Source organism: Okeania sp. SIO2C2, from assembly GCF_010692625.1.
Taxonomy (GTDB): domain Bacteria; phylum Cyanobacteriota; class Cyanobacteriia; order Cyanobacteriales; family Microcoleaceae; genus Okeania; species Okeania hirsuta.
The window spans coordinates 1-21,458 of the sequence record NZ_JAAHGM010000082.1; the positions used below are offsets into that span (position 1 = coordinate 1).

Here is a 21,458-nt window from a genome sequence, read left to right on the forward strand (position 1 = left end):
TTCAGGAATTGAACGAGTGCGTGGCATTGTTCAAACGATTAAAGGTGATGAACTTGCTTTTATGAGTTATCTCCCACAGGGAGGTTATCCTGGTCCGATTACTCTGTTCCGCACTAGCGAAGTTTATGAGGAAGCGCTGGAAATGCTTGGTGAAATTACCAGCGACCCAACTTGGGGTTGGAACCAGTTTTCTACTCAACCGGTAGAGGTTCATGTTGTTCCTGGAAGTCATATCACTATGTTGAGTGAACCTCACGTAATGGTATTAGCTGAAAAACTTAAATTTTGTCTAGCTAAAGCATGGAAAACTGAATTATAAGGGATTTATCAAAGCAAGATTTATTGATTACCGTTGCTGATTATGGGTATGATTATGCCCCTATCTCCCCAGGGAACAAAACTGTAAGCAGTCAACCGTCAGCGGTCAGCTAAAAGCGCATAAACTGATGACTGAAAGCTGAAAGCTAAATGCTTACACAAAACTTTCTTTGGTCCCCCCTGTTTCACCGGGGGAGATGTCAACCTAGCACGCTAAACTATTCAGCGTCAGTTTCAAAGATCGCAAATCGTAGCCGAGCTGCCGACTCTTCTATTTCTACCAAAGACTCAATACTAACAAGTACTTTTTGTTCAATTCCTAACAGTTGCGCGGCTCGAGCAACAGCGGCTTTTTCCTTCTCGTGATACACTCCATCGGCACGGCTCATTTTGATCGCTTGGTACAACATACAACAGCGAAAATTTAGAGAAAAATCATAATGCATACCACCCAATAGCTCTTCGATGTCCGCATTTTTTCCATCGAAATTTAGGACATTTTCTTTGATCAGGTCAGATGGTGTTCCCAGCAGCTGCTGTTCTTCCAGAAACCAATCTAATTCTTTCTGTGCTAACTCGCCATCAGCACTAGCGATCGCGACTACTACTCTCAGATAGTTCTTCGCCACATCAACATTGATAGGTCCAGTGACGTTATACATCCTCTTGCCATATGGTGTCTGTTTATAACTTGTTTCAGTAGTCATTGTGTCACCCTTTATAATTTACTCTTGCCAGGCCAGATCTTAGCTTTTCAGCTAAAACCGGAACATTTGGCTCTCGCATCATAGTAACATGGTTACCAGGAACAAAATCAAGCTCTACTGCTCCATCAGCAAACTCACCCCAACCCCAGACCGAATCCTTCATATTTTCCGGGTCATTAATTTGTTCAAACTGCGCTTTTCTCTTCATCTCCTGTGAAAATTCATCACTCCTTTTGAATAAGAGGATGGGAGTCGGATAGACTTCTTGGGGCAAATACTTGATGGACATTGAGAAAGTAGCTTTATAAACATTTATTAAGCCCCGAACCTGTTCAATGCCAGCTTCCGGTGGTAATACCCCATGTTTTTGCAACTGATTGCTGAAATAGTTGATTTTCTCCTCTAAACAGAGAGGTTGGAGACTTTCAGTTGATACCTCTAGCTCTTTCTCAAATAACTGTTCCAATACTACCGCTAAATTGACGATATAAGTGGCATCATCCCAAGAGGTAAACTGCTCCATCGCCATTTTGTAACTGAGATCTGGCGCACTGACATCAATGATGACTAATAGAGCAACTTTATCCCCCTGTTTTTGTAACTGTTGAGCCATCTCAAAAGCTACATGTCCCCCAGAAGAATGACCTCCTAACAGGTACGGCCCCTCAGTTTGAATAGACTTAATTGCTTCGATGTAGTCAGCCGCCATATCCTCTATTCGTGTATGAGGTTCTGATTGACCATCAAGACCAACAGCTTGCAGACCGTAAAATGGTTGGTCTGAACCTAAATGACGTGCTAGCATCTGAAAATAGAAAGCAGAACCAATACCACCAGATACGCAGAAGAAAGGTATTTTAACCCCCTCAGTTTGAATCGGTAGTAAAGTAGACCCAAAAGAGAAATCTCTTGACTCGTGCAGAGTCGTTGCCAGTTGTTCGATAGTTTGGTTTTGGAATATACTCGCTAGGGATAACTCCTGACCAAACTGTTCCCGGAGGCGACTGATTAAAGCGACAGCTAACAACGAATGACCGCCAAGATCAAAGAAGTTATCTCGAACCCCCACTGAAGATAAATTAAAAATTGCTGACCAGATTTCCACCAGTTGATGCTCCACCTGATTGCGAGGGGGAACAAACTCTCCTTCTTTCCATACCACTTCTGGTGCTGGCAAGCCTTTGCGAGCCACTTTGCCGCTGGGAGTTAAAGGCAGTTTGTCCAAAACCACAAACGTTGCAGGTACCATATATTCCGGTAACTGTTCCTTGAGAAACTGACCCAGCTGTTGAGAGGGTATCTTTTCTTGCTCCCTCAAGACAATGTATCCCACTAAACGCTTCTCATTGGCTTGATCTCCCTTTACGGCTACCACTGCCTGACTTACTTGCGGGTGCTGGCTAAGTAATGTTTCAATTTCACCCAGTTCGATGCGGAAACCTCTAACTTTCACTTGTTCGTCCAGGCGACCCAGAAATTCAATATTCCCGTCTGGTCGGTAGCGTGCTAAGTCCCCAGTTTTGTAGAGTCGTGCTTCCCCTTTCCCAGAAAAAGGATTGGGTACAAATTTCTCTTGGGTTAGTTCCCTCCGGTTCAGATAACCCCGTGCCAACCCTACACCACCGATGTGCAATTCTCCTGGCACACCGATAGGGAGCGACTGCATGTTTTTATCCAAGATGTAGAGTTGAGTATTAGCAATCGGACGACCAATGGGGGGCAGGGTCGGCCAAGTGGTGGCACTACCTTCGAGGCTGTAGGCTGAAACGACATGGCTCTCTGACGGGCCGTATTGATTTTGCACTCGGCAATCAGGCAGGCGTCGGTTCAATTCCACTAATTCTGGCGTGATCTGCAATTGTTCCCCTGCTGTAATGATTTCAGCTAACTGGGGCAGATTTCGGCAGTGGGGAGCTACTGCTGCCAATTGCTGCAAGACCACAAAGGGGGCAAACAGTCTCTCGATTTGATGCTCAACTAGGTATTCTATCAGGGCAAAGCTATCCCGTCGGATTTCCTCGGAAACTAGTACTAGAGTGCCACCAGTACACCAGGTGGAGAAGATTTCTTCGCAGGAAGCGTCAAAGCTAATCGGGGCAAATTGTAGTGTTTTGGCTTCTGGGGAGGCAATCCCTTGCTGTTGCTGCCAATACATAAGATTGACTAAACTACGATGAGCGATCGCTACTCCTTTGGGTTTACCTGTAGAACCAGAGGTGTAAATCACATAAGCCAAGTTTTCTGGACTGACATCACTGACGGGGTTCTCCTCGCTCTCTCCCCCAATACGCTCCCCATCCCGATCTAAACTGACAATCTCGGCTGCAGATTCTGGTAAGGATGACAACAACCTTTCCTGAGTTAATAATACTGACACCCCGGCATCCGAGAGCATATAAGCCAATCTTGCTGCTGGATAGTTGGGGTCGAGAGGCACATAGGCACCACCAGCTTTGAGTATTCCTAACAGCCCCACTATCATCTCGACTGAGCGCTCTACACAGATACCCACCAGTACTTCTGGTCCTACTCCTAACTTTTGCAGGTAGTGGGCTAACTGATTAGCACGCTGATTCAGTTGGCGATAGCTCACTTGTTGTTGTTCAAACTCTACCGCCACCGCTTCTGGTGTGTGCTCCACCTGTTCTTCAAACAACTCCTGGAGACATTTAGCGGGATAATCCCTGGCAGTCTGGTTCCATTCTACTAATAACTGCTGCTGCTCCTGTGCCGTTAACAAGGGCAACTTCGATACTGGCTGTTGTGGGTTGGTAACTGTTGCCTCCAGCAGGTTCAGATAGTGCTGCCACATCCGCTCAATTGTACCCTGCTCAAACAAGTCAATGCTGTAAGCTAAAAACCCCTTCAGTCCCCCTTCTACTTCCCACAAGTGAACCTCCAGGTCAAACTGCACCATTTGCACCTCAGAGTTGACTAGGGTCAGACTTAGTTCCTGCAACTGCCACTCCTCTCTTGGCGTACTCTGGAGGGTGAAGATTACTTGCACCAGTGGGTTGCGGCTTAAGTCTCGCTCTGGCTGTAGTTCTGCTACTAGCTTCTCAAAGGGCATGTCCTGATGCTCATAAGCTTCTAAGGCCAGCCGCCGCACTTGACCCAGTAACTCCTCAAAACTGGGGTCAGTAGATAGGTCTACCCTTAACACCAAAGTGTTAACAAAAAAGCCAATCAAGGGTTCAAGCTCTTTTCGGTTACGATGGGCAATGGGTAAGCCGACCACAATTTCTTCTTGCCCAGTGTAACGGTTCAAAAGGCCGACAAATACTGCCAACAGGCTGATGTACAGAGTAGCGTTAGCTGTTTGAGTTAGTTCTCGTAGTTTCTCGGTTAGTGCTACTGGTACTTCCAGAGGTAAGTTCGCTCCTCGAAAAGTCTGCACTGCTGGACGAGGATGATCCGTTGGTAGTTCTAGTAGGGGTAGTTCGGCTAACTGCTGCTGCCAGTAGCTTTGCAGCTGATTTAACACCTCTGCCGATAGCCACTGCCGCTGCCAGATGGCAAAATCCCTGTATTGTATGTCTAACTCAGCTAGTGGCGATGGTTGCTTTTGGGCATAGGCTGGGTAGAGTTGATTCAATTCTTCCACTAAGACTCTCATCGACCAGTCGTCGAAGCTAATATGATGTATCGTCAGGAGTAGAATATGGGAGCTAGCAGTTTCTTGAATTAATTGTGCCCTGAGCAGGTAGTCAGACTCTAGTTGGAAGGGTTGGTTAGCTTCTAATTCTGCCAAATGCTTGATTTGTAAAGTCCTTTGCTCAGGCTCTAAGCTACTCAGATCAATCAAGGGCAGACTCCAGTCTGTGGCTGACTGTACCACTTGCACAGGCTGATTATTCACCAGGTGAAAGTTAGTTCGCAGCGCTTCATGGCGGCGCACTATTTCTTGGAGGCTACACGAGAGTGCTTCTCGGTTGAGGGAACCCCTCAGATGCAAGACTGAGGGGAGGTTGTAGACAATTCCTTGTTGGTCAAGGTGGTTCAGGAACCACAGTCCTTCTTGGGCAAAGGATAGGGGCAAGGGTTCCTCATGGCTTGCCACTGAGACTATGGGGGGAACTTTCAGTCCCTCCTGAGTAAAACGCTGTTGCCTCAAACTCAGGTCTAGTTGAGCTACACTGGGAGCTTCAAACAAGGAGCGCAAGGGTAGTTCCACTTGCAAGGCTTCCCGTAGACGGGAAATGACTTGGGTAGCTAAGAGGGAATGTCCTCCCAAGGCAAAGAAGTTATCGTAGATGCCCACTGCTTTCACTCCCAGGACTGAGGCGAAGATATTGGCGATAATTTCTTTACTAGGGGTGCGGGGCGCAACTAATTCTCCTTCTGTTAATTCTATCTCTGGTCTTGGTAGGGCTTTGCGGTCTACTTTGCCATTAGGGGTTAAGGGTAGTCTGTCTAATACTACCCAGGCCGAGGGAATCATGTACTCTGGCAGTTGCTGTTGCAGACTATCCCTGAGTTGAGCAATATCCACCTCTGACTGGCTGACTAGGTACGCCACCAACTTTTGGTTGCCGGGAGTATCTTCCCTGAGGATGACCACTGCCTGTTCTACTTGCTCCTGGTTAGATAGGAGTGATTCAATTTCTCCTAACTCTATACGGAATCCTCTCAACTTCACTTGATGGTCAATTCTACCCATAAATTCAATATTCCTATCTCGTAAGTAGCGGACTAAGTCTCCGGTCTTGTATAATATACTGTAAAATTTTTCCTGCCCAAAGGGGTTGGGGATGAATTTTTCGGCAGTTAACTCAGGACGGTTGAGGTAGCCTCGGGCTAGACAAGCACCACCAATGTGCAACTCTCCTGGCACACCGATCGGCACGGGTTGCCGATGGCGATCAAGAATGTAGAGTTTCATGTTGCTAATCGGACGACCCAGAGGAGCACTTCCTTGATATAGTTGCTGCTCACACTTAAAGCAGGTAGTATTGATAGTTGCCTCAGTTGGTCCGTAGAGATTGTATATTTCCACTGGCAAAATCTGACTCAACTGCTCTACTAGCTTCGTTGCTAATGCCTCTCCTCCACAAAAAACTCGTCTGAGGGATTGGCAGCGTTCAAATCCCTCTGTGGCTAAGAGCATTTGTAACAAGGAGGGGACAACTTGCACAATCGTGACCTGATGTTGACCAATTAACTCAATTAGATAAGCACTGTCTTGATGACCTCCAGGTCTAGCCATCACTAATTGAGCTCCTGCTAACAAAGGTGCATAGAACTCCCAGATCGAAGCGTCAAAACTAAAAGGAGTTTTCTGGAGTACCTTGTCTTCTTGGGTTAGGGGGAAGACTGTCTGCATCCAAGACATTTGATTAGCGATCGCATGGTGAGAAATCATTACTCCCTTGGGCGTGCCAGTAGACCCAGAGGTAAAAATCACATAGGCTAAATTCTCTGAGGTGATGCCACTGAGGATATTTTCTTGGCTCTCTGTGGCGATGATGTCCCAATCGCTATCCAAATTAACTATCTGAGCACAATTTTCTGGCAGGGAGGTTACCACCGATTGCTGGGTGAGTAATACTGGTACTGCTGCTTCCGAGAGCATGTCAGCTAACCGCTGTCGAGGATAGCTGGGGTCGAGAGGCACATAGGCACCACCAGCTTTGAGTATTCCCAACAGTCCCACTACCATCTCAACTGAGCGCTCTACACAGATACCCACCAGGACTTCTGGTCCTACTCCTAAGGTTTGCAGGTAATGAGCTAACTGATTGGCACGCTGATTAAGTTGCCGATAGCTTAGTTGCTGTTGTTCAAATACTACAGCCACCGCTTCTGGTGTGCGCTCCACCTGTTCTTCAAAGCACTTCTGGATCAACTTAGAAGCGGAATAATCAGTAGCAGTCTGGTTCCATTCTATTAATAACTGCTGCTCCTCTTGTGCAGTTAACAACGGTAACTCTCCCAACCTTGACGACTCTGGATTTGTCACGATCCTAGTTAACAAGGTTTGTAGATGCCCCAAAATCCGGTTAATCGTTTCTGCTTCAAAGTGCTGACAATCGTAGTAAATTTTTAAGCGCAATCTTTCCTCAGGTATTCCAATCACCGTCAGAGGATAGTTAGTTTGTCCAAAAGATTCTATTTGCTCAATTTCTAGAGGTTGAATTAACTCTTCTTGCAACAAACTACCCAGTGGATAGTTCTCAAAAAACACAATGCTCTCAAACAAGGGGACTCCGGCTGGAACCTCACTCCACTTCTGAATCTCTACCAGAGGGCTGAAAGAGTATTGCTCTAACTCCACTTGCTGGGAGTGTAATTGTTCTAGCCAAGGGATTAGTTCAGCTTCTGTTGGCACTTTCACCCGCAATGGTAAGGTATTCATCAACAGCCCCACTATCGTTTCTACTCCTGGGAAATTAGCCTGACGACCAAAAACCGTCACCCCAAACATTACCTCTGATTCCCCACTATAGCGAGATAGCAGTAAAGCCCAAGCAGCTTGCACCACAGTTGAGAGGGTGAGGTGATGCTCCTTGACTAAGGATTGGAGGGCTGCTGTTAGTGAGGCTTCTACATAGCACTCCAGCTCTTGGTAGCCAGATGGCTGCTGTTGTTGATAGGACTTACGAAGTTTAGTTGGTTTTGCCCCCCTAACCCAATTTTGGGGGGGAATGATGTCAAAGTCCCCCATAATTGGGGGATTTAGGGGGCTTTGCGTAAGTCCTGGTTGAGAGGGAGTTCGGTCTACTACCAGGGGAGTGGGGGCTGTAAAGCCTTGTAGATTTTCCTGCCAAAATACCTCACCTTGAGATGGCTGTTGCTGCTGTAGCCAAGCAATGTAGTCTCGGTAGGGAGTTACCGGTGCCAGAGTACAGCTTTGACCTTGGCTAGAGGCTTGATATAAGCTCAATAGTTCTTGGAAGATTACTTGTAGACTGCAACCATCTACCAGGATATGGTGGAAACTCCAGACCAATTGGTAGTTCTCATCCTCTCGCCGAATTAGATACCACCGCATCAGAGGAGGGTGATTGAGGGCAAAACGTTGTTGGCGGTCGCTTACCAACAAGGCTTCTAACTGCTGTTGTTGCTCCGTTACTGATAAGTCTCGCCAATCTTGATGCTGCCAAGACCAATCTACCTGTTTGAGTACCACTTGTAGGGGTTGTTGCCGATGCTCCCAAATAATGAAGGTACGTAGAACTGAGTGCCGCTGCACTACTTGTTGCCAAGCCTGCTGCCAGATATCAATTTGCAAGTGACTAATTTTCAACAGCAATTGCTCTACATAAACCCCTGATTCGGGAGCATAGAGACTCTCAAACAGCATCCCTTCTTGCATCGGGGACAAGGGATAGATTGATTCTAGATTCCTAGAGTTAATTAATGTGAGTAAACTGTCGAGTTCGGTTTGACTCAACTGGGCAAGAGGAAAGTCGGAAGGACTATATATTCTAACTTCTAGAGATTCTATTCGCTTTTGTAAGTTCACTATATACTGGTCTTTTCGGCGGTTTAAATCCTATTATACTGTATTGGGCGATCGCGACTTAGATAAACTTCCCAGAATCCTGGTAGAATTACCTGAGTTGAGTTATTTTTTTTCTGAATCTAAGTCCTTGAGATGACTATTTTTTAGCTATTCACTATGCCTGAATTCAAAGTCAATGAAAAATTGCTATTGTTGAACGTACTTTTGGGTGGCTAAATAGATTTAGGCGCGCTATGTAAGGATTATGAAGTCTATTCAGATGTAAGTGAAGCAATGATTTATGGCTCATTAATCCAACTCATGGTCAAGGGACTAGCTAATTTAAGATTTACTTTATAAATCAGCTCTTATATAATTAAAGTCCATTTGGCCGATTGAAAAATCTCAAATCAATTAGCTTCATTTTATGATATGGTGTTAAATTGAATTGCCTAAAATCATACTGTGTATAGCTTTGAGATTTTTAAAATTTATGGTTTATACCTTGATGTCAGGTTTCTCATAAACACCATTAGGATACCCACTAGCTCTGTGGAATAAAATTAAGCCATTGCTTGACTAAAACTAGCTTAAAGGATGAAAATGAAACGAAAAAGAAAAAAACACTGCTTAAAAATAGTTCTAGCTTTGTTGTCAATCAGTTTAATTGCTTGTCAACCGACTATCCAATCTAATCCTGAATCAACAGACAAAACGATGCCGGGTAAAGGGGTAAAAGTAAGCTCTGGCTCTAGTATCACAACCTATGCAGCATTTTTAACAGAAATTATTAATATTGGTCTAGAAAAGCTTGGTTATCAAACTGAACCCGTCAAACAGCTCAGTGTTCCCGTAGTGCATATTTCTGTTAGTAACGGAGAATTAGATTTCTACACCGATCATTGGGAAAAACTCCAAAATAAATTTTTTATAGAAAACGGAGGCGAAGATAAATTCAAGCGGGTGGGAATTATTGTTGATAATGCTTTGCAAGGGTATCAAATTGACAAAAAAACTGCTGATAAATATAAAATTATCAGCTTAGAGCAACTTAAAGATCCCAAAATTGCCCAACTTTTTGACTCAGATGGTGATGGCAAAGCTAACTTAGCAGGTTGTAATCCTGGATGGGGTTGTGAATTAGTGATTGAGCATCACTTGGATGTCTATGGACTGAGGGATACCGTTGAACACGATCAAGGTAATTATGATATTTTGTTGGCAGATGTAGTAGCTCGCAACCGACTGGAAAAACCTATTCTCTATTATGTTTACACTCCTCACTGGGTACCTGCAGTGTTAGAACCTGGTAAGGATGCAATCTGGCTAGAAGTGCCTTTTACTTCTCTACCAAAAGAACAGGGAGAAGTGTCGGAACAAGAAACTATGCTAGATGGAAAAAATCTAGGTATTGCGGTTGATAGAGTGCGGATAGTAGCAAACAATAAATTTTTGCAAGTTAATCCAGCCGCCAAACGTCTGTTTGAGCTGGTTTCAATTCCTATTGAAGATGTTAACGCTCAACAAAAACTCGTACAAGATGGTGAAAGTAACTCAGAAGATATCCGTCGCCATGCAGAAGAATGGGTCAAGAAAAATCAAGATAAGTTTGATAGCTGGCTAGAAGAAGCAAGAAAGACAGGAACAAATTTGTCAGAGAATTGATGTTTTTTTTTAACCTTTGTAATATAATCCACCATAATAAATAGAACAAATTTAGTTTAGATGAAAATTATTCAAAAAGATAGAGATGGTTTGCAATGCTTTATTGGGTTAGACAGACCAACCCTGAGTCATCCCAGTAACGGTGGATTGAGGGTCAAAACTTATAAATCTCAGACACTTGCTTGGGAGGACTGTAGAAATTTGTCCCTCGTTATGACCAATAAACATCGTCTGTACAATACAGGTTTTAGCGGTGGTAAAATTGTTGTAGCGATGGCCGATTGTCAAGCCTGCAAGAAAGAGCTATTGAGTTTTATCGGTTCTATGCTGAATGAGCTTAACGGTTTGATGTACACTGGTTGTGACTTAAATACTTCCTTGGAGGACATGGAATATCTCAGAAATCACTGTCCTTATATTCTGGCATCTCTAGATTCTCAAGTTGACCCGAGTATTGCCACAGCTTATGGTGTAGTGGGTAGTATTCAAGGTATTTTTGGAAAAAATCTTGAGGGCTTAGTTTTTCTGGTTCATGGTTCGGGAAAGGTGGGTAAAGCTACTGCTCTAGGTCTCCAAAAACTGGGAGCAAGTATCATGACTTATGATATAGTACCCCAGCGAGCCGATCTTCCAAATTGCAAGAATATCTCACAGGATCATAACTGGTGGGATATTCCCTGTAATGCATTAGTTCCTTGTTCCATCAGTGGTCTAATTACACCAGAAATTGCCGATTCCTTGCAGTGTCAATATATTGTTGGTTCTGCTAATGTTCCCCTAAGTGAACCTTCGGTACTTGATATTTTACAGGCAAAATCCATCACTTTTATTCCGGAATCAATTAGTAGTGCTGGTGCTGTTATTTGCGACTCAATCGAGTTTTATGCCCCATCAATTTTCAAGCAAGTAGACCCCTGCTATATTTATGCATTTGTTCAAGAAATAGTTGAAAAAAAAGTCAAGATTTTTGTGACAGAGCTAACCAATAGCGAAGAATCCTACGAACAAGTCATATCAACCCTGATTTCAGCAGCAGATAAACAACCCAGAGTGGGATGTCAAATGCCAGATTTTTTAGAGAAAAATTAAACCCAAAAGCAGAAAAAAAATCATCATCATTGGAGAATATCTGATATGGCAATTTATATGGCATCTGACTACTCACTCAACACACTTGGAGCAAAACTTTGCCTCGAAGCTGCTGGGGATTTAGTCACAACAGCAATCCAATCCATCCAAAACAGTTCACAAGTAAGACTAGCTGATTACGGTATTGCAGATGGCGGTACTACCCAAGGATTATGGCAGCAAATTTTTGATACAATCAAAAAACAAAATAGCGGGGTTTTTATTGAAGCAATATTGAGTGATTTACCCAGTAATGATTTTAATGCTTTGGGTGAAACTTCATCCTTTTTAATGCAAGACGATCAAAATCTAGTCGTTTCAATGGTTCCACGCTCATTTTATGAACCTGTGTGTCCTCCCAATAGTCTAGACTTTGGTTTCTCTTCCACAGCCATGCACTGGTTAAGTAAGTTGCCTAAACATCTAACCTACCATACCCATATTAATGCTTGTGAACAAGGGGAAGATAAAGCAATGTTCCAAGCCCAATCACAGCTTGACTGGACTACTATTCTTCTAGCTAGGGCGAAAGAACTCAAATCAGGGGGGCAAATAGTCAGTGCCAACTTATCCACAGATGGAAAAGGGCGTTATCTAGGCAACAATCAGGTAGACTTGAATATGCACGATATTCTGCACGAAATTTGGAAACAAATGCAGATTGAGGGTTTAATTAAGCCAGAGGAGTATGTTGACGCTACATTCCAAAATTATTACCGAACAGAAGCTGAATTTATTGCCTGTCTTGAAGATTCCCAAAGTGAAGTTTATCAAGCTGGGTTAAGATTAGGGGAGATACAAACCATCTTAATTCCCTGTCCTTATCGATCTCAGTACGAAGAAGATGGGGACACTGAGAAATTTGCCCAAGGACTTACCCAAACAATTCGTTCTTGGAGTGAGCATACTTTCCGAAATGCATTCACTAATCGCTCCCATGAAGATGTTTTAGATATTGTCAACCAATTTTACGCAAGATTTACCGCTAGGGTTCGAGAAAATCCCAGTCAGTTTTCAATGGATTATTCACACACCCATCTTCGCATTTACAAAGCATAAATAAGCACAACCAGGATGCTGAATGTTCTCTCAATTCATGGCATCCTGGCAATTTTCAAAGATTATGCAGAAACAGTGGACAACGGCTTAACACACTCCCGACTAGCACTGAGGGGAGATAAATCAAAAGAGGGGGGCTGATCTAAAACTAACTCAGCAAGCAACTTGCCTAAAAGTGGTGTAAACTTAAACGCTTGACCCGATCCACCTGTAAAAAGACTAATTTGTGGATATCCGGGAAGCCGATCTAGCACAAATAAAGTATCTTTTGTCATCGTGTATGGACTAAAATACAGACCCACACACTCCTTAATTCCATCCCAATTATTACGAAGGAATTGATCGAGTAACTGCGCAAGCTCTGAATCGGGTTCTCTTACAAATGTACTCATGGTTTTGCTCCGCAATTCTGGCGGACACCAATCAATCCCAACTTTGATAAGTGATGTTTCAGGAGTATGACAAGGAAATCCGTAGTAGAGTCCACCATCGTTACTATCTGGCTTTTCTTGCTGAAAACAGAACCATTGTGGGAACTGATCTCGTAAAGTCTCTTCCACCCGATAGTGTCCCCATAACATCGGCCAAATTTCTAAATTGAGGGGATCTGTAAATGAGCTGAGTAAATCATTAGTCCAAGGTCCCGCCGTTAAAACAACTTGTTTGGCTATAAATATATTTCCTGATTGTGTTTTGACTTCAACTGAACCGGAAATAGTCACGTTGAGACTAACAGTTTCTTCTCCAGTGTGAATAGATACGCCATTAGTTTCGGCTTGAGATCGAAATAGCTCAATAGCTTTTGTAGACCAAACCATACCGGAAGTGCTTTCAAACAAACCGATAAAATCTGGTTTAGGACGCATTCGCCAACGTTGTTGGAGTTGTTCCGCATTTAAGGCTTCAAATGGAATCCCTTTCTTTTCCATCACCCGACGAGCACCTGGAATACTCCCTTCTATTGTTTCTTCATCCCAAGCTTCCCCGTAGAAGAGCAAGCCATTTTGTCTCAGTAATTGACAATCATGTTGAGTTTCAAGGGTTTTCCACTCTTTCAAGCTTTCCTCTTGCAATTCTGATAGATATTCATTAGAATACATTCGGCGATACATCCGTTCATCGCCATAGGAACTGTTGTTGGGATTGGGGATAGACTCTTTCTCTAGCAATATAATTTGTAGATGTTGTTTCTGGCTGAGGTAATAAGCTGTTGCCAGACCCGCAATACCACCACCAATAATAACTACATCTGCATTGAAATCTGCTGTTGTTTCTGCCATTAAGTTTCTACCTAAATTCTGGTGTCCGGTAGTATTATAAATTATATAATCGGGCGATCGCCATATCTGGTTACTCGATATTCATCTTACCAGCTATTTGTGGTAGTGCAGAGCGCAAAACCGTATTGAATTATGACCACTATGATTTTCTCCTGACTCCTGATTTTTATAGTAAATTTCGTCGTGCGTAATGTATTTTTTTTTGATTTTAGATGAAATAGGAAGGGTGGCGATAGTGCTACGCACCGCTACGCGATCGCCCTATAGCAGGTTGATCATTAATTAAACTGTTGAGTGAACCTCACGTTCAGATATTATAGGAAGGGTGGCGATAGTGCTACGCACCGCTACGCGATCGCCCTATAGCAGGTCGAGCATTAATTAAACTGTTGAGTGAACCTCACGTTCAGATATTAGCTGAAAAACTGAATTTTTTTTAAACCATGGAAAACTGATACTCTGCAGATTGGACAAAGCCAGAAAAAAAGCTGAGAGTAGGCTTTAAGAATTCAGTCTCAGCTCAGAACAATATAATTTAAATTAAGACCACCTTATCACCAAGATATTTTGTGAATTAGACGACTTTTTTTAACAGTTCGATCGTCATTTTGTTGCTTCGACTAAAGCAGGTGGGACAAATGGTTTGGTAAAGCTAATTTCCTGTTCAAAAAACTCAATAAGTTTTTGAGCATAAGTGCTTTGAAACTGACTATAGTCAGACTGACCGATGAATTCTAGGGAGCGAATTACAGATTTTTCACCGCGTTCTTGGTTTGGTCGCCAATCATTCTCTAAATGCTCAGAAATATGCTGTTCGTACAGTAGAGCACTCTTAGTAAAGCGTCGAACAATTGGATGTATATGAACACTTAAATATGCTTTATCTAGGTCTTTCTCCCGTTTGACACTGAATGGATCTCCTTCAATTTCACCAAACTCCAGCGTAATTGTATAGTACTGGTCGTTCTCAGCTAAATCCCCATTGGTAAAGCCAATGCTGATTGCGCGATCGCGTACATAATCCACAGGTAAACCTTCATAGTAATGTACTGTTTGACTTGATTTCGAGAACACAATCAAGTCGCAGAGAAAACCTTGCTGGAGAAAAAGACCTGCACTCGTACTTACTCTTTCAATTACTTTATCTACAATTGCTTGCGACTGAAGCGGTAAAGTATTGTATGGTAATGGTTTGCTATGATATTTCTGTTCTAGTATTTGACTGAGAGCTTTAATATTAAAACGAAATCCATGAATTACATTGGAATTAGTTTTGTTCAAATCTCGCATCTGCATTAAAGTCCCGGCAAAGTACATATCGGCAATCTTGGTAGATTCCCATTCGCTGGTCATTGTCGGAAACTTATCGTGAATAGCTAATTCTGGTTTGCAAGTATCATCAAAGATGGAACTATCGAACTGAAAACCAGTGCAACAAAGGACGCGGTCATAAGCTAATACAGCTTTTTGTCCATCAGCATGAGAGAAACACATATCGACCAGATACTCTCCGTTTTTATATTCGATTTTCTCAACGCTGGCATCAAGTACAGAGTTCTGACCTTTGAGTATATATGTATCTAAAAACGGTGTATTAATTGCTCGCAAATGGCCAGAGAAGTGTGTCTGCCAGGCAAATTTAATGGAGTTGGGACTACACAAATGAATTACTCTTGCTGTCTCGGTTAGATGATTGGCAGTTTCAAAACCCGATGTTCCTTTGCCGATGATTAACACTCTCTGATTAACATATTCTTCAGGATCAAAGGGAAAATCAAAGTAGTTCTCGGTCAGCTCAATACCCGGTATGTCAGGAATATAGGGCTTGGAGACTCCTGTTGCTATAATTAGATGGCGGCAGGTATAAACATAGCCTTGATCGTCAGTAACGAAGAATTGGTTATTTTTAGAGATTTTAACTATCTTAGTTCCGCATTTAATCTTAAGTTGAAAGTGCTTACTAAAATCTTCAAGATATCGAGCATAATCTCCAGCATCTGGGAAATAACGTTTGCTGTAGTTACTAAATGAGAATTGATCGTCATCACAAAGCAATGAATTCCAGTCCCATCTGAGTTGTGAATCTCTCTCTTCGTAACCCGTGTAGACTTTATTAATTGAAATCAGCTTTCGGTGTCTGGGAAATTTCTGCCAAAAACTTCCCGGCTTTTCAGCACCATCTAGTACCAAGTAATCTCTCTGATTTTGTTCTAAAAAGTAGGCGAGTTGTAACCCCGCTGCACCAGCACCAATAATTAAATAATCAACTTCTGTTTTGGTTTTTACTGTCATGGAATCTTAAGTTATGTTGAAAAAAACTCTGAAGCTCTTACACTTTCGATCAGGAAAATCGTATCACATGGTTTGAGTACATTCTAAGCTTCCTTTACAATTTTTTACTGAACCGAGATGTGTTGGGGGAAGATTAGGTATTTCCAAGTAGTAGCTTAAAATCAGGTCTATTTTATGGAGCTGATGTTTTTTTTTCCTTAGCTTCAAGAGCTATAAGGTAGACCCTCAGGAAATAAAAGTTTAACTCGTTTTTCTCGCAGTCTTTCTTCTTCAAAATACATGGCTTCTAACTGAGTAACTTCTTCTTCCGATACACCTATTAAACCAGCCATTTTACGAACATATGCTTGCTCATTTTTATGATATTCAGCATCCGCTGAACAAGCCTTAATCGCATAATATATAGCGGCTCTTTTTGCCTTAATTGCTTGAGGTGTACGACTAATAACTTCTTCTAGATCTTCTGTTGCTTCATACTTTTTCATTTCCTCAATCAGTGTGGGTTGCATTCCTCTAACTGCAGAGAAACCTATAATCCAGTCTCTTTCTTCTGGTGCAAGAACCCCATCTCCTTTTGCACAAATAAGCATTGCTTTCGTAAGTGCTTCATAGGTCTCATTGGGAGGAAGCTCACTCAAGTGCCACCCAAAAGTATCTTGAAAAAACCACAGACCAACAATTTTATAAACTTCTTCCATAGATATTGACATAATCATTTTTCTCCCGTACTGTTCATATTTTTGAAAGTTTATTTCCCAAAGCTTTGAGTGAAGCTTCTGGAAATATTAGTTTAGTTCCAACTAGGGTTTAATTCTACTAAGTACCTGCACATAAATCAACAGAATTGTGTTAACTTTTGTCAAGTCATTAAAAGTTAAGTAAGCATTCAGTTATCGGCATTGGTATTATGTTTGCTAAGATACTCTGGAGATTGTATGGAAAATCAAACTCTATGGTAATTAGAGATTTTACCCGTTCCATCGCTCTTGGCGTGTTCAATTTACTAAAGCCAAAATTTCCAACCAGAAAAATTTAGTAAAATGAAGTAATATCAACTCAAAAAAACAAAAAAGTAATATGGGAAATTTCAATCCATTGCTAATAGCTAGAAAAGCAATAAATTTCAAGGTAGTCAGGAAAACTATTGGCTTATCCACCCTAGAATTAATGATATTTTTAGGAGTAATAACTACCATTTCCCCTAATGCCATGTCACATACGATGTCACAAAATAATGAAGATAATAATCAACTTCAAGAGGACTCCGAGTCAAGACAAAAAGATTTATTTATTGCTTATCCGTCAGCCAATCATAAAACTACTTCAGACAGAATTTTCTTCATTGGTACAGCTTCTCCAGAAGCGGAAGTTACTGTTAATGGAAAACCAATTAATGAGCGTAGTAAATCTGGTCATTTTGCTCCTAGTTTTCCATTACAAATAGGGGAAAATATATTTACTGTCCGCCATCAAAATGAAGAGATTATTTTAAAAATAACACGCAATTCAAATCAACCACCTTTACCAATAGGAATAGCTTTTGGTCAAGGTTCTTTGACTCCAGCAAAAGATATTGCCAGAATGCCAGGGGAATTAATTTGTTTTCAGGCGATCGCTCCTCCAAATGCTAATATTTCTGTTTTATTAGCTGCCCAAACTATTCCTTTACTTTCTCAGTCTCAAGTAGTAAATTTACCAGGAAATTTAGCAGTATTAACAGGAGATAATCAACCTGTTCCTTCTGCGGGAGAATATTATCAAGGTTGTGCGAAAGCAGAAAAACCAGGAGAGTTGGGTCAACCTGAGTTTAAGCTAAGTCTCAGGGGTAAAACGGTGACTCAAAAAGCACCAGGAAAAGTGACTATTCTTTCTCCGACTACATTTGAGGTGGCGGAGGTGACAGTAGAAGAGGGAATTGCTAGAACCGGACCAAGTACCACTTATTCCCGTTTAACACCCCTACCAAAAGGTACTAAAGCTTTGATTACAGGAAGGGAGGGAGACTATTTAAGACTTGACTATGGTGGATGGATCAAAGCAGATGAGACTAAGATATCTACAGATGCAGCACCACCCCGTTCGGTAATTAGGAGTGCTATTGCTCGTCAGATTCAAGGTGCAACAGAAATCAAATTTCCTTTGCAAGTACCGGTACCAGTGACAGTTGAACAGGGCGATCGCTATTTAACTTTAATTCTGCATAATACTACTGCTCAAACTGATACTATTCGTTTAGATGATGATCCTTTAATTGAGCGATTAGATTGGCAACCAATCTTGACTTCAACAGTGCAAAATGAGCAGGGAGTCAGGTATAAATTTTATTTAAAAACAGAGCAACAATGGGGTTATAAATTAGAATATGTTGGTACAACTTTGCGATTAGTTTTGCGACATCCTCCAGCGGTAAATAGTGGGATTAATTTTATTAATAAACCTCTGACGGGAATGAAAATTTTGATTGATGCTGGACATGGTAGTGAGAATGATTTAGGTGCAAGAGGTCCGACTGGTTATCCGGAAAAAAATGTGACATTAATTTTGTCGAAGTTATTACAGGATGAGTTAATTTCGCGGGGTGCTTCAGTGTATATGACACGAAAAGCAGAAGAGGATTTATATCCTAAAGACCGCGTGGAAATGATTAATCAACAAGTTCCAGATTTAGCACTTTCAGTTCATTATAATGCTTTACCTGATTATGGCGATGCTCTAAAAACTCAGGGGATAGGTACTTTTTGGTATCATTCTCAAGCTCATAGTTTGGCAGTCTTTTTACATAATTATTTAGTGGAAAAATTAGACCGACCTTCTTATGGGGTATTTTGGAATAATTTAGCTTTAGCTCGTCCGACAATAGCTCCTTCTGTATTGTTGGAGTTAGGATTTATGATTAATCCTTATGAATTTGAATGGATTATGAATTCTCAAGAACAAAAGAAGTTAGCAAAAGCATTAGCAGATGGAATTGTTGAGTGGGTAAAAAGTGTTGATTGAAGAAGGAGTCACTTCAGTTATCAGTTATCAGTTATCAGTTACCAGTGGCTTTGTTGTCAAGAGTCAGTAGTCCAGTAGAGAATGCTAAACCTTTAAACGTTTAGTATTGCTAGAAACTTTACTATTTTCTATTCTCTATTCAATATCGGTCTCGCATTAGATATATGTGCTATTAAATGGATTTTATACAATATTATGTCCGGATAAGATCTTGATCAAAAAACTTTCTTTTCCTAATACCTTAAAACTTCTTCTTGTTTCCTCCTGACTCCTGAGGAATGACTCCTCCTTTATCATTTATAGGGTGCATCTCAATGCAAGAATAAAGCTAAAAAATTATCGCTTTTAGGCAACAGGCAATAGGGAATAGAGAATAGGAAATATATAGGAAAAAAGTATTTTTGCACATAAGAGATGCACCCCATTTATAGCTATTCAACCGGACATTATATAATTGGTAATATGGAGTATTTTGGTATGACTTAGTATTAACCAGTTAAACGATTTTTCCTTATATATTGTTGGAATGGGGATTGATTATTAATTACAGCAAATTTCAGAAAGCGTGAGGTACATTTTTAGACTAATTTATAATTTTTATTCATTTTTTATTCCCTGTTAAGAGTTCCCTAAAAACATAAAAGTTTATCAGGTATAAACTCGAAAACTGCTATATATAGCAACTGCCATTATTATTCTTTACTTATGTAAGCATTTCCTGCGGAATGCTATGCAAAGAGCTATTAGCGGTCAGCTATCAGCTTTTTAATGAATGAAATAAAAATTAGTTTAACTTTTACTGAATTTTCAATTTTAACCTATAAATTTAAGCACAATAAAAACTTATTTTGAGTTTTTAACTCATACAATTCAAATAAGCATTCAGCCGTCAGCTATCAGCTATCAGCTATTAATCTTGGAGAAGGTAAAAGTAACCTTTGAAGTTGAGAAAGAATAAAAAGTTACTAGCAAAGTCTCCTTTCTAAGCCTGATAAGTAATTAATTATTCATTACTCATTGCTGATAGCTGAATGCTAATAGCTGAATGCTTACCAATTTAAGGGAATAAAGCTAATAACTGAATGCTTACGGAAGTGTTTAAATGAATATAGACTTTAAGGTCAAAGGAACCTGCTTTGGTCAGATTTAATTATGAATGGATTCTGGCTTAATAATAACCCTTAATATAGGGTTTAAATCAATATCAAAAACAATAGCTGATAGCTGATAGCTGATACCTGGCAGCTTACTTACTTATAGAAGTTATAAAACAAGGGAATATCTTTCAACAATTAATTATTAATTATTAATTATTAATTATTACCTCTCCTGGAAAAGAAGAGGATTTACTCAAAGGAAAAAATCTTCTTGTTTCCCCTTTAAAAGAGAGCCTTTAAGTAAGCATTCAGTCGTCAGCCTAGATAAAAGCTTTACTAATTAAATGAGAATTAAATTTTACTATAAAAGCTGCCTTTAAATCTATATATTAAAATCCTCTCATAAGACCTGATATCTGACAGCTAATAGCTGTTTGCGCAGCATTCCGCAGGAAATGCTTACGGCTTTAAACCTTAATTATTCGGTAATCAACCTTCCTTGTTCCTTCTTCCTTTCTCCTTCTTTATTCTTCCTTCTCCTACTTTCTTAAAGGTTGTACTAAAGGCAAAAAATATGACACTAATTGTTGATTTCCGACAACCAAAGTAGGAAAGGGATGACTCGAATAATCTTTGCCAATTTTTAAAGGAAAAATATCTGTAGATTCTAATGGTATCCACACTGCACCTGCAGCTTTTGCTATTACCCAAGCTCCTGCAATATCCCAAATTCTAGGTGTAGCTTCAACTCCTGCAATAGATGCACCACAAGCAACAAGTAAAAAGTTATAACTTGCTATGCCTAACATTCTAATTTTTGTGGGAATTTGAGGTAATATTTTGGTACTTCGGGAACAAAGATTAAATAAATGATTGCCAGTAATTTTGTCTTGATTTGGTTGAATTGGTTGATGATTTAAAAATGCTCTGGTGATGGGTGGGTTAGATAAATAAGTCTGATTTTCTTGAGAATAAAAACCATAATAAGATTGATGTAATGGAGGCAGATGTATATAACCAAATATGGGAATACCTTGATACAATAATGCGATAGAAGTTGCCCAAATTGGTATACCTTGAGCAAAGTTTGTAGTAGCATCTAAGGGGTCAATAATCCAACACCATTCATTACTAGGAAATATCTGTTGAGTTTCTTCTGTTAAAATTCCATGAGTGGGAAAAGTACGAGCGATCGCTTCTCTAATTTCTCTATCTGCCCATTTATCGGATTTAGTAATTAAACTACCGTCGGTTTTTTCATCTGCTGTGACATTTCCGAAGTCTTTTAATAATTGATTTCCTACTCGAAAAGTTATTGTTTCTGCGAAGTTTAAAACTTGATTCCAGAATTCTGTCATTTTAGCTTTGTTATCCCACTAGATTGTTGTTTGAAAGTTTATTGAAAGAAGATTAATCTGTCAGTAAACTTAAATTATTACTTATGAGTTTTTAGATTTTCATTATATGATAG

11 protein-coding genes are annotated in these 21,458 nt (G+C 40.7%); 5 read left to right on the forward strand and 6 right to left on the reverse strand.

Annotated features, from left to right (window positions below):
* On the forward strand, positions 1-319 hold a 319-nt coding region (locus tag F6K18_RS32360), incomplete at its 5' end, for a hypothetical protein (protein WP_287527078.1).
* A gap of 217 nt (positions 320-536) precedes the next feature.
* Here the strand turns inward: F6K18_RS32360 and F6K18_RS32365 are convergent.
* The gene (locus F6K18_RS32365) at positions 537-1,025 is read right to left on the reverse strand and encodes a TerB family tellurite resistance protein (protein ID WP_287527079.1); all 489 of its coding nucleotides are present in this window, start codon (positions 1,023-1,025) and stop codon (positions 537-539) included.
* A 4-nt stretch (positions 1,026-1,029) separates the two neighbouring features.
* Positions 1,030-8,490: a non-ribosomal peptide synthetase gene (locus tag F6K18_RS32370; protein ID WP_287527080.1), complete on the reverse strand. Its 7,461-nt coding sequence runs from the start codon at positions 8,488-8,490 to the stop codon at positions 1,030-1,032.
* A gap of 582 nt (positions 8,491-9,072) precedes the next feature.
* Here F6K18_RS32370 and proX point away from each other — a divergent pair.
* Genes proX through F6K18_RS32385 form a run of 3 tightly spaced genes read left to right on the forward strand, consistent with a single transcriptional unit; the run spans position 9,073 to position 12,321 of the window.
* On the forward strand, positions 9,073-10,134 hold the full coding sequence (gene proX, locus F6K18_RS32375; RefSeq protein WP_287527081.1) for a glycine betaine/L-proline ABC transporter substrate-binding protein ProX: 1,062 nt from the start codon (positions 9,073-9,075) through the stop codon (positions 10,132-10,134).
* Positions 10,135-10,194: 60 nt separating this feature from the next.
* Positions 10,195-11,223: a Glu/Leu/Phe/Val dehydrogenase dimerization domain-containing protein gene (locus F6K18_RS32380; protein ID WP_287527082.1), complete on the forward strand. Its 1,029-nt coding sequence runs from the start codon at positions 10,195-10,197 to the stop codon at positions 11,221-11,223.
* A 45-nt stretch (positions 11,224-11,268) separates the two neighbouring features.
* On the forward strand, positions 11,269-12,321 hold the full coding sequence (locus F6K18_RS32385) for a hypothetical protein (protein ID WP_287527083.1): 1,053 nt from the start codon (positions 11,269-11,271) through the stop codon (positions 12,319-12,321).
* 62 nt (positions 12,322-12,383) lie between these two features.
* Here F6K18_RS32385 and F6K18_RS32390 read toward each other — a convergent pair whose 3' ends face one another.
* From F6K18_RS32390 to F6K18_RS32400, 3 genes are all read right to left on the reverse strand, one after another.
* Positions 12,384-13,601 carry an FAD-dependent oxidoreductase gene (locus F6K18_RS32390; protein WP_287527084.1) on the reverse strand — a complete coding sequence of 406 codons (1,218 nt, stop codon included), beginning with the start codon at positions 13,599-13,601 and terminating at the stop codon, positions 12,384-12,386.
* Between the two features lie 603 nt (positions 13,602-14,204).
* The gene (locus F6K18_RS32395) at positions 14,205-15,893 is read right to left on the reverse strand and encodes an NAD(P)-binding domain-containing protein (protein ID WP_287527086.1); all 1,689 of its coding nucleotides are present in this window, start codon (positions 15,891-15,893) and stop codon (positions 14,205-14,207) included.
* 203 nt (positions 15,894-16,096) lie between these two features.
* Entirely contained in the window at positions 16,097-16,603 is a 507-nt protein-coding gene (locus F6K18_RS32400; RefSeq protein ID WP_287527088.1) for a TerB family tellurite resistance protein, read from the reverse strand.
* Positions 16,604-17,114: 511 nt separating this feature from the next.
* Here F6K18_RS32400 and F6K18_RS32405 point away from each other — a divergent pair.
* Positions 17,115-18,890 carry an N-acetylmuramoyl-L-alanine amidase gene (locus F6K18_RS32405; protein ID WP_287527101.1) on the forward strand — a complete coding sequence of 592 codons (1,776 nt, stop codon included), beginning with the start codon at positions 17,115-17,117 and terminating at the stop codon, positions 18,888-18,890.
* 1,636 nt (positions 18,891-20,526) lie between these two features.
* Here the strand turns inward: F6K18_RS32405 and F6K18_RS32410 are convergent.
* Positions 20,527-21,345, reverse strand: coding sequence for an inositol monophosphatase family protein (locus F6K18_RS32410; protein ID WP_287527090.1), 819 nt, complete (start codon positions 21,343-21,345; stop codon positions 20,527-20,529).
* Positions 21,346-21,458: the final 113 nt, after the last annotated feature.

Bases quoted from the DNA above. Each gene is read 5' to 3' on its own strand.
- F6K18_RS32410 (WP_287527090.1), bottom strand. From the start codon at position 21,345: ATGACAGAATTCTGGAATCAAGTTTTAAACTTCGCAGAAACAATAACT.
- F6K18_RS32390 (WP_287527084.1), bottom strand. From the start codon at position 13,601: ATGGCAGAAACAACAGCAGATTTCAATGCAGATGTAGTTATTATTGGT.
- F6K18_RS32385 (WP_287527083.1), top strand. From the start codon at position 11,269: ATGGCAATTTATATGGCATCTGACTACTCACTCAACACACTTGGAGCA.
- F6K18_RS32405 (WP_287527101.1), top strand. From the start codon at position 17,115: ATGTCACAAAATAATGAAGATAATAATCAACTTCAAGAGGACTCCGAG.
- F6K18_RS32365 (WP_287527079.1), bottom strand. From the start codon at position 1,025: ATGACTACTGAAACAAGTTATAAACAGACACCATATGGCAAGAGGATG.
- proX (WP_287527081.1), top strand. From the start codon at position 9,073: ATGAAACGAAAAAGAAAAAAACACTGCTTAAAAATAGTTCTAGCTTTG.
- F6K18_RS32380 (WP_287527082.1), top strand. From the start codon at position 10,195: ATGAAAATTATTCAAAAAGATAGAGATGGTTTGCAATGCTTTATTGGG.
- F6K18_RS32395 (WP_287527086.1), bottom strand. From the start codon at position 15,893: ATGACAGTAAAAACCAAAACAGAAGTTGATTATTTAATTATTGGTGCT.
- F6K18_RS32400 (WP_287527088.1), bottom strand. From the start codon at position 16,603: ATGTCAATATCTATGGAAGAAGTTTATAAAATTGTTGGTCTGTGGTTT.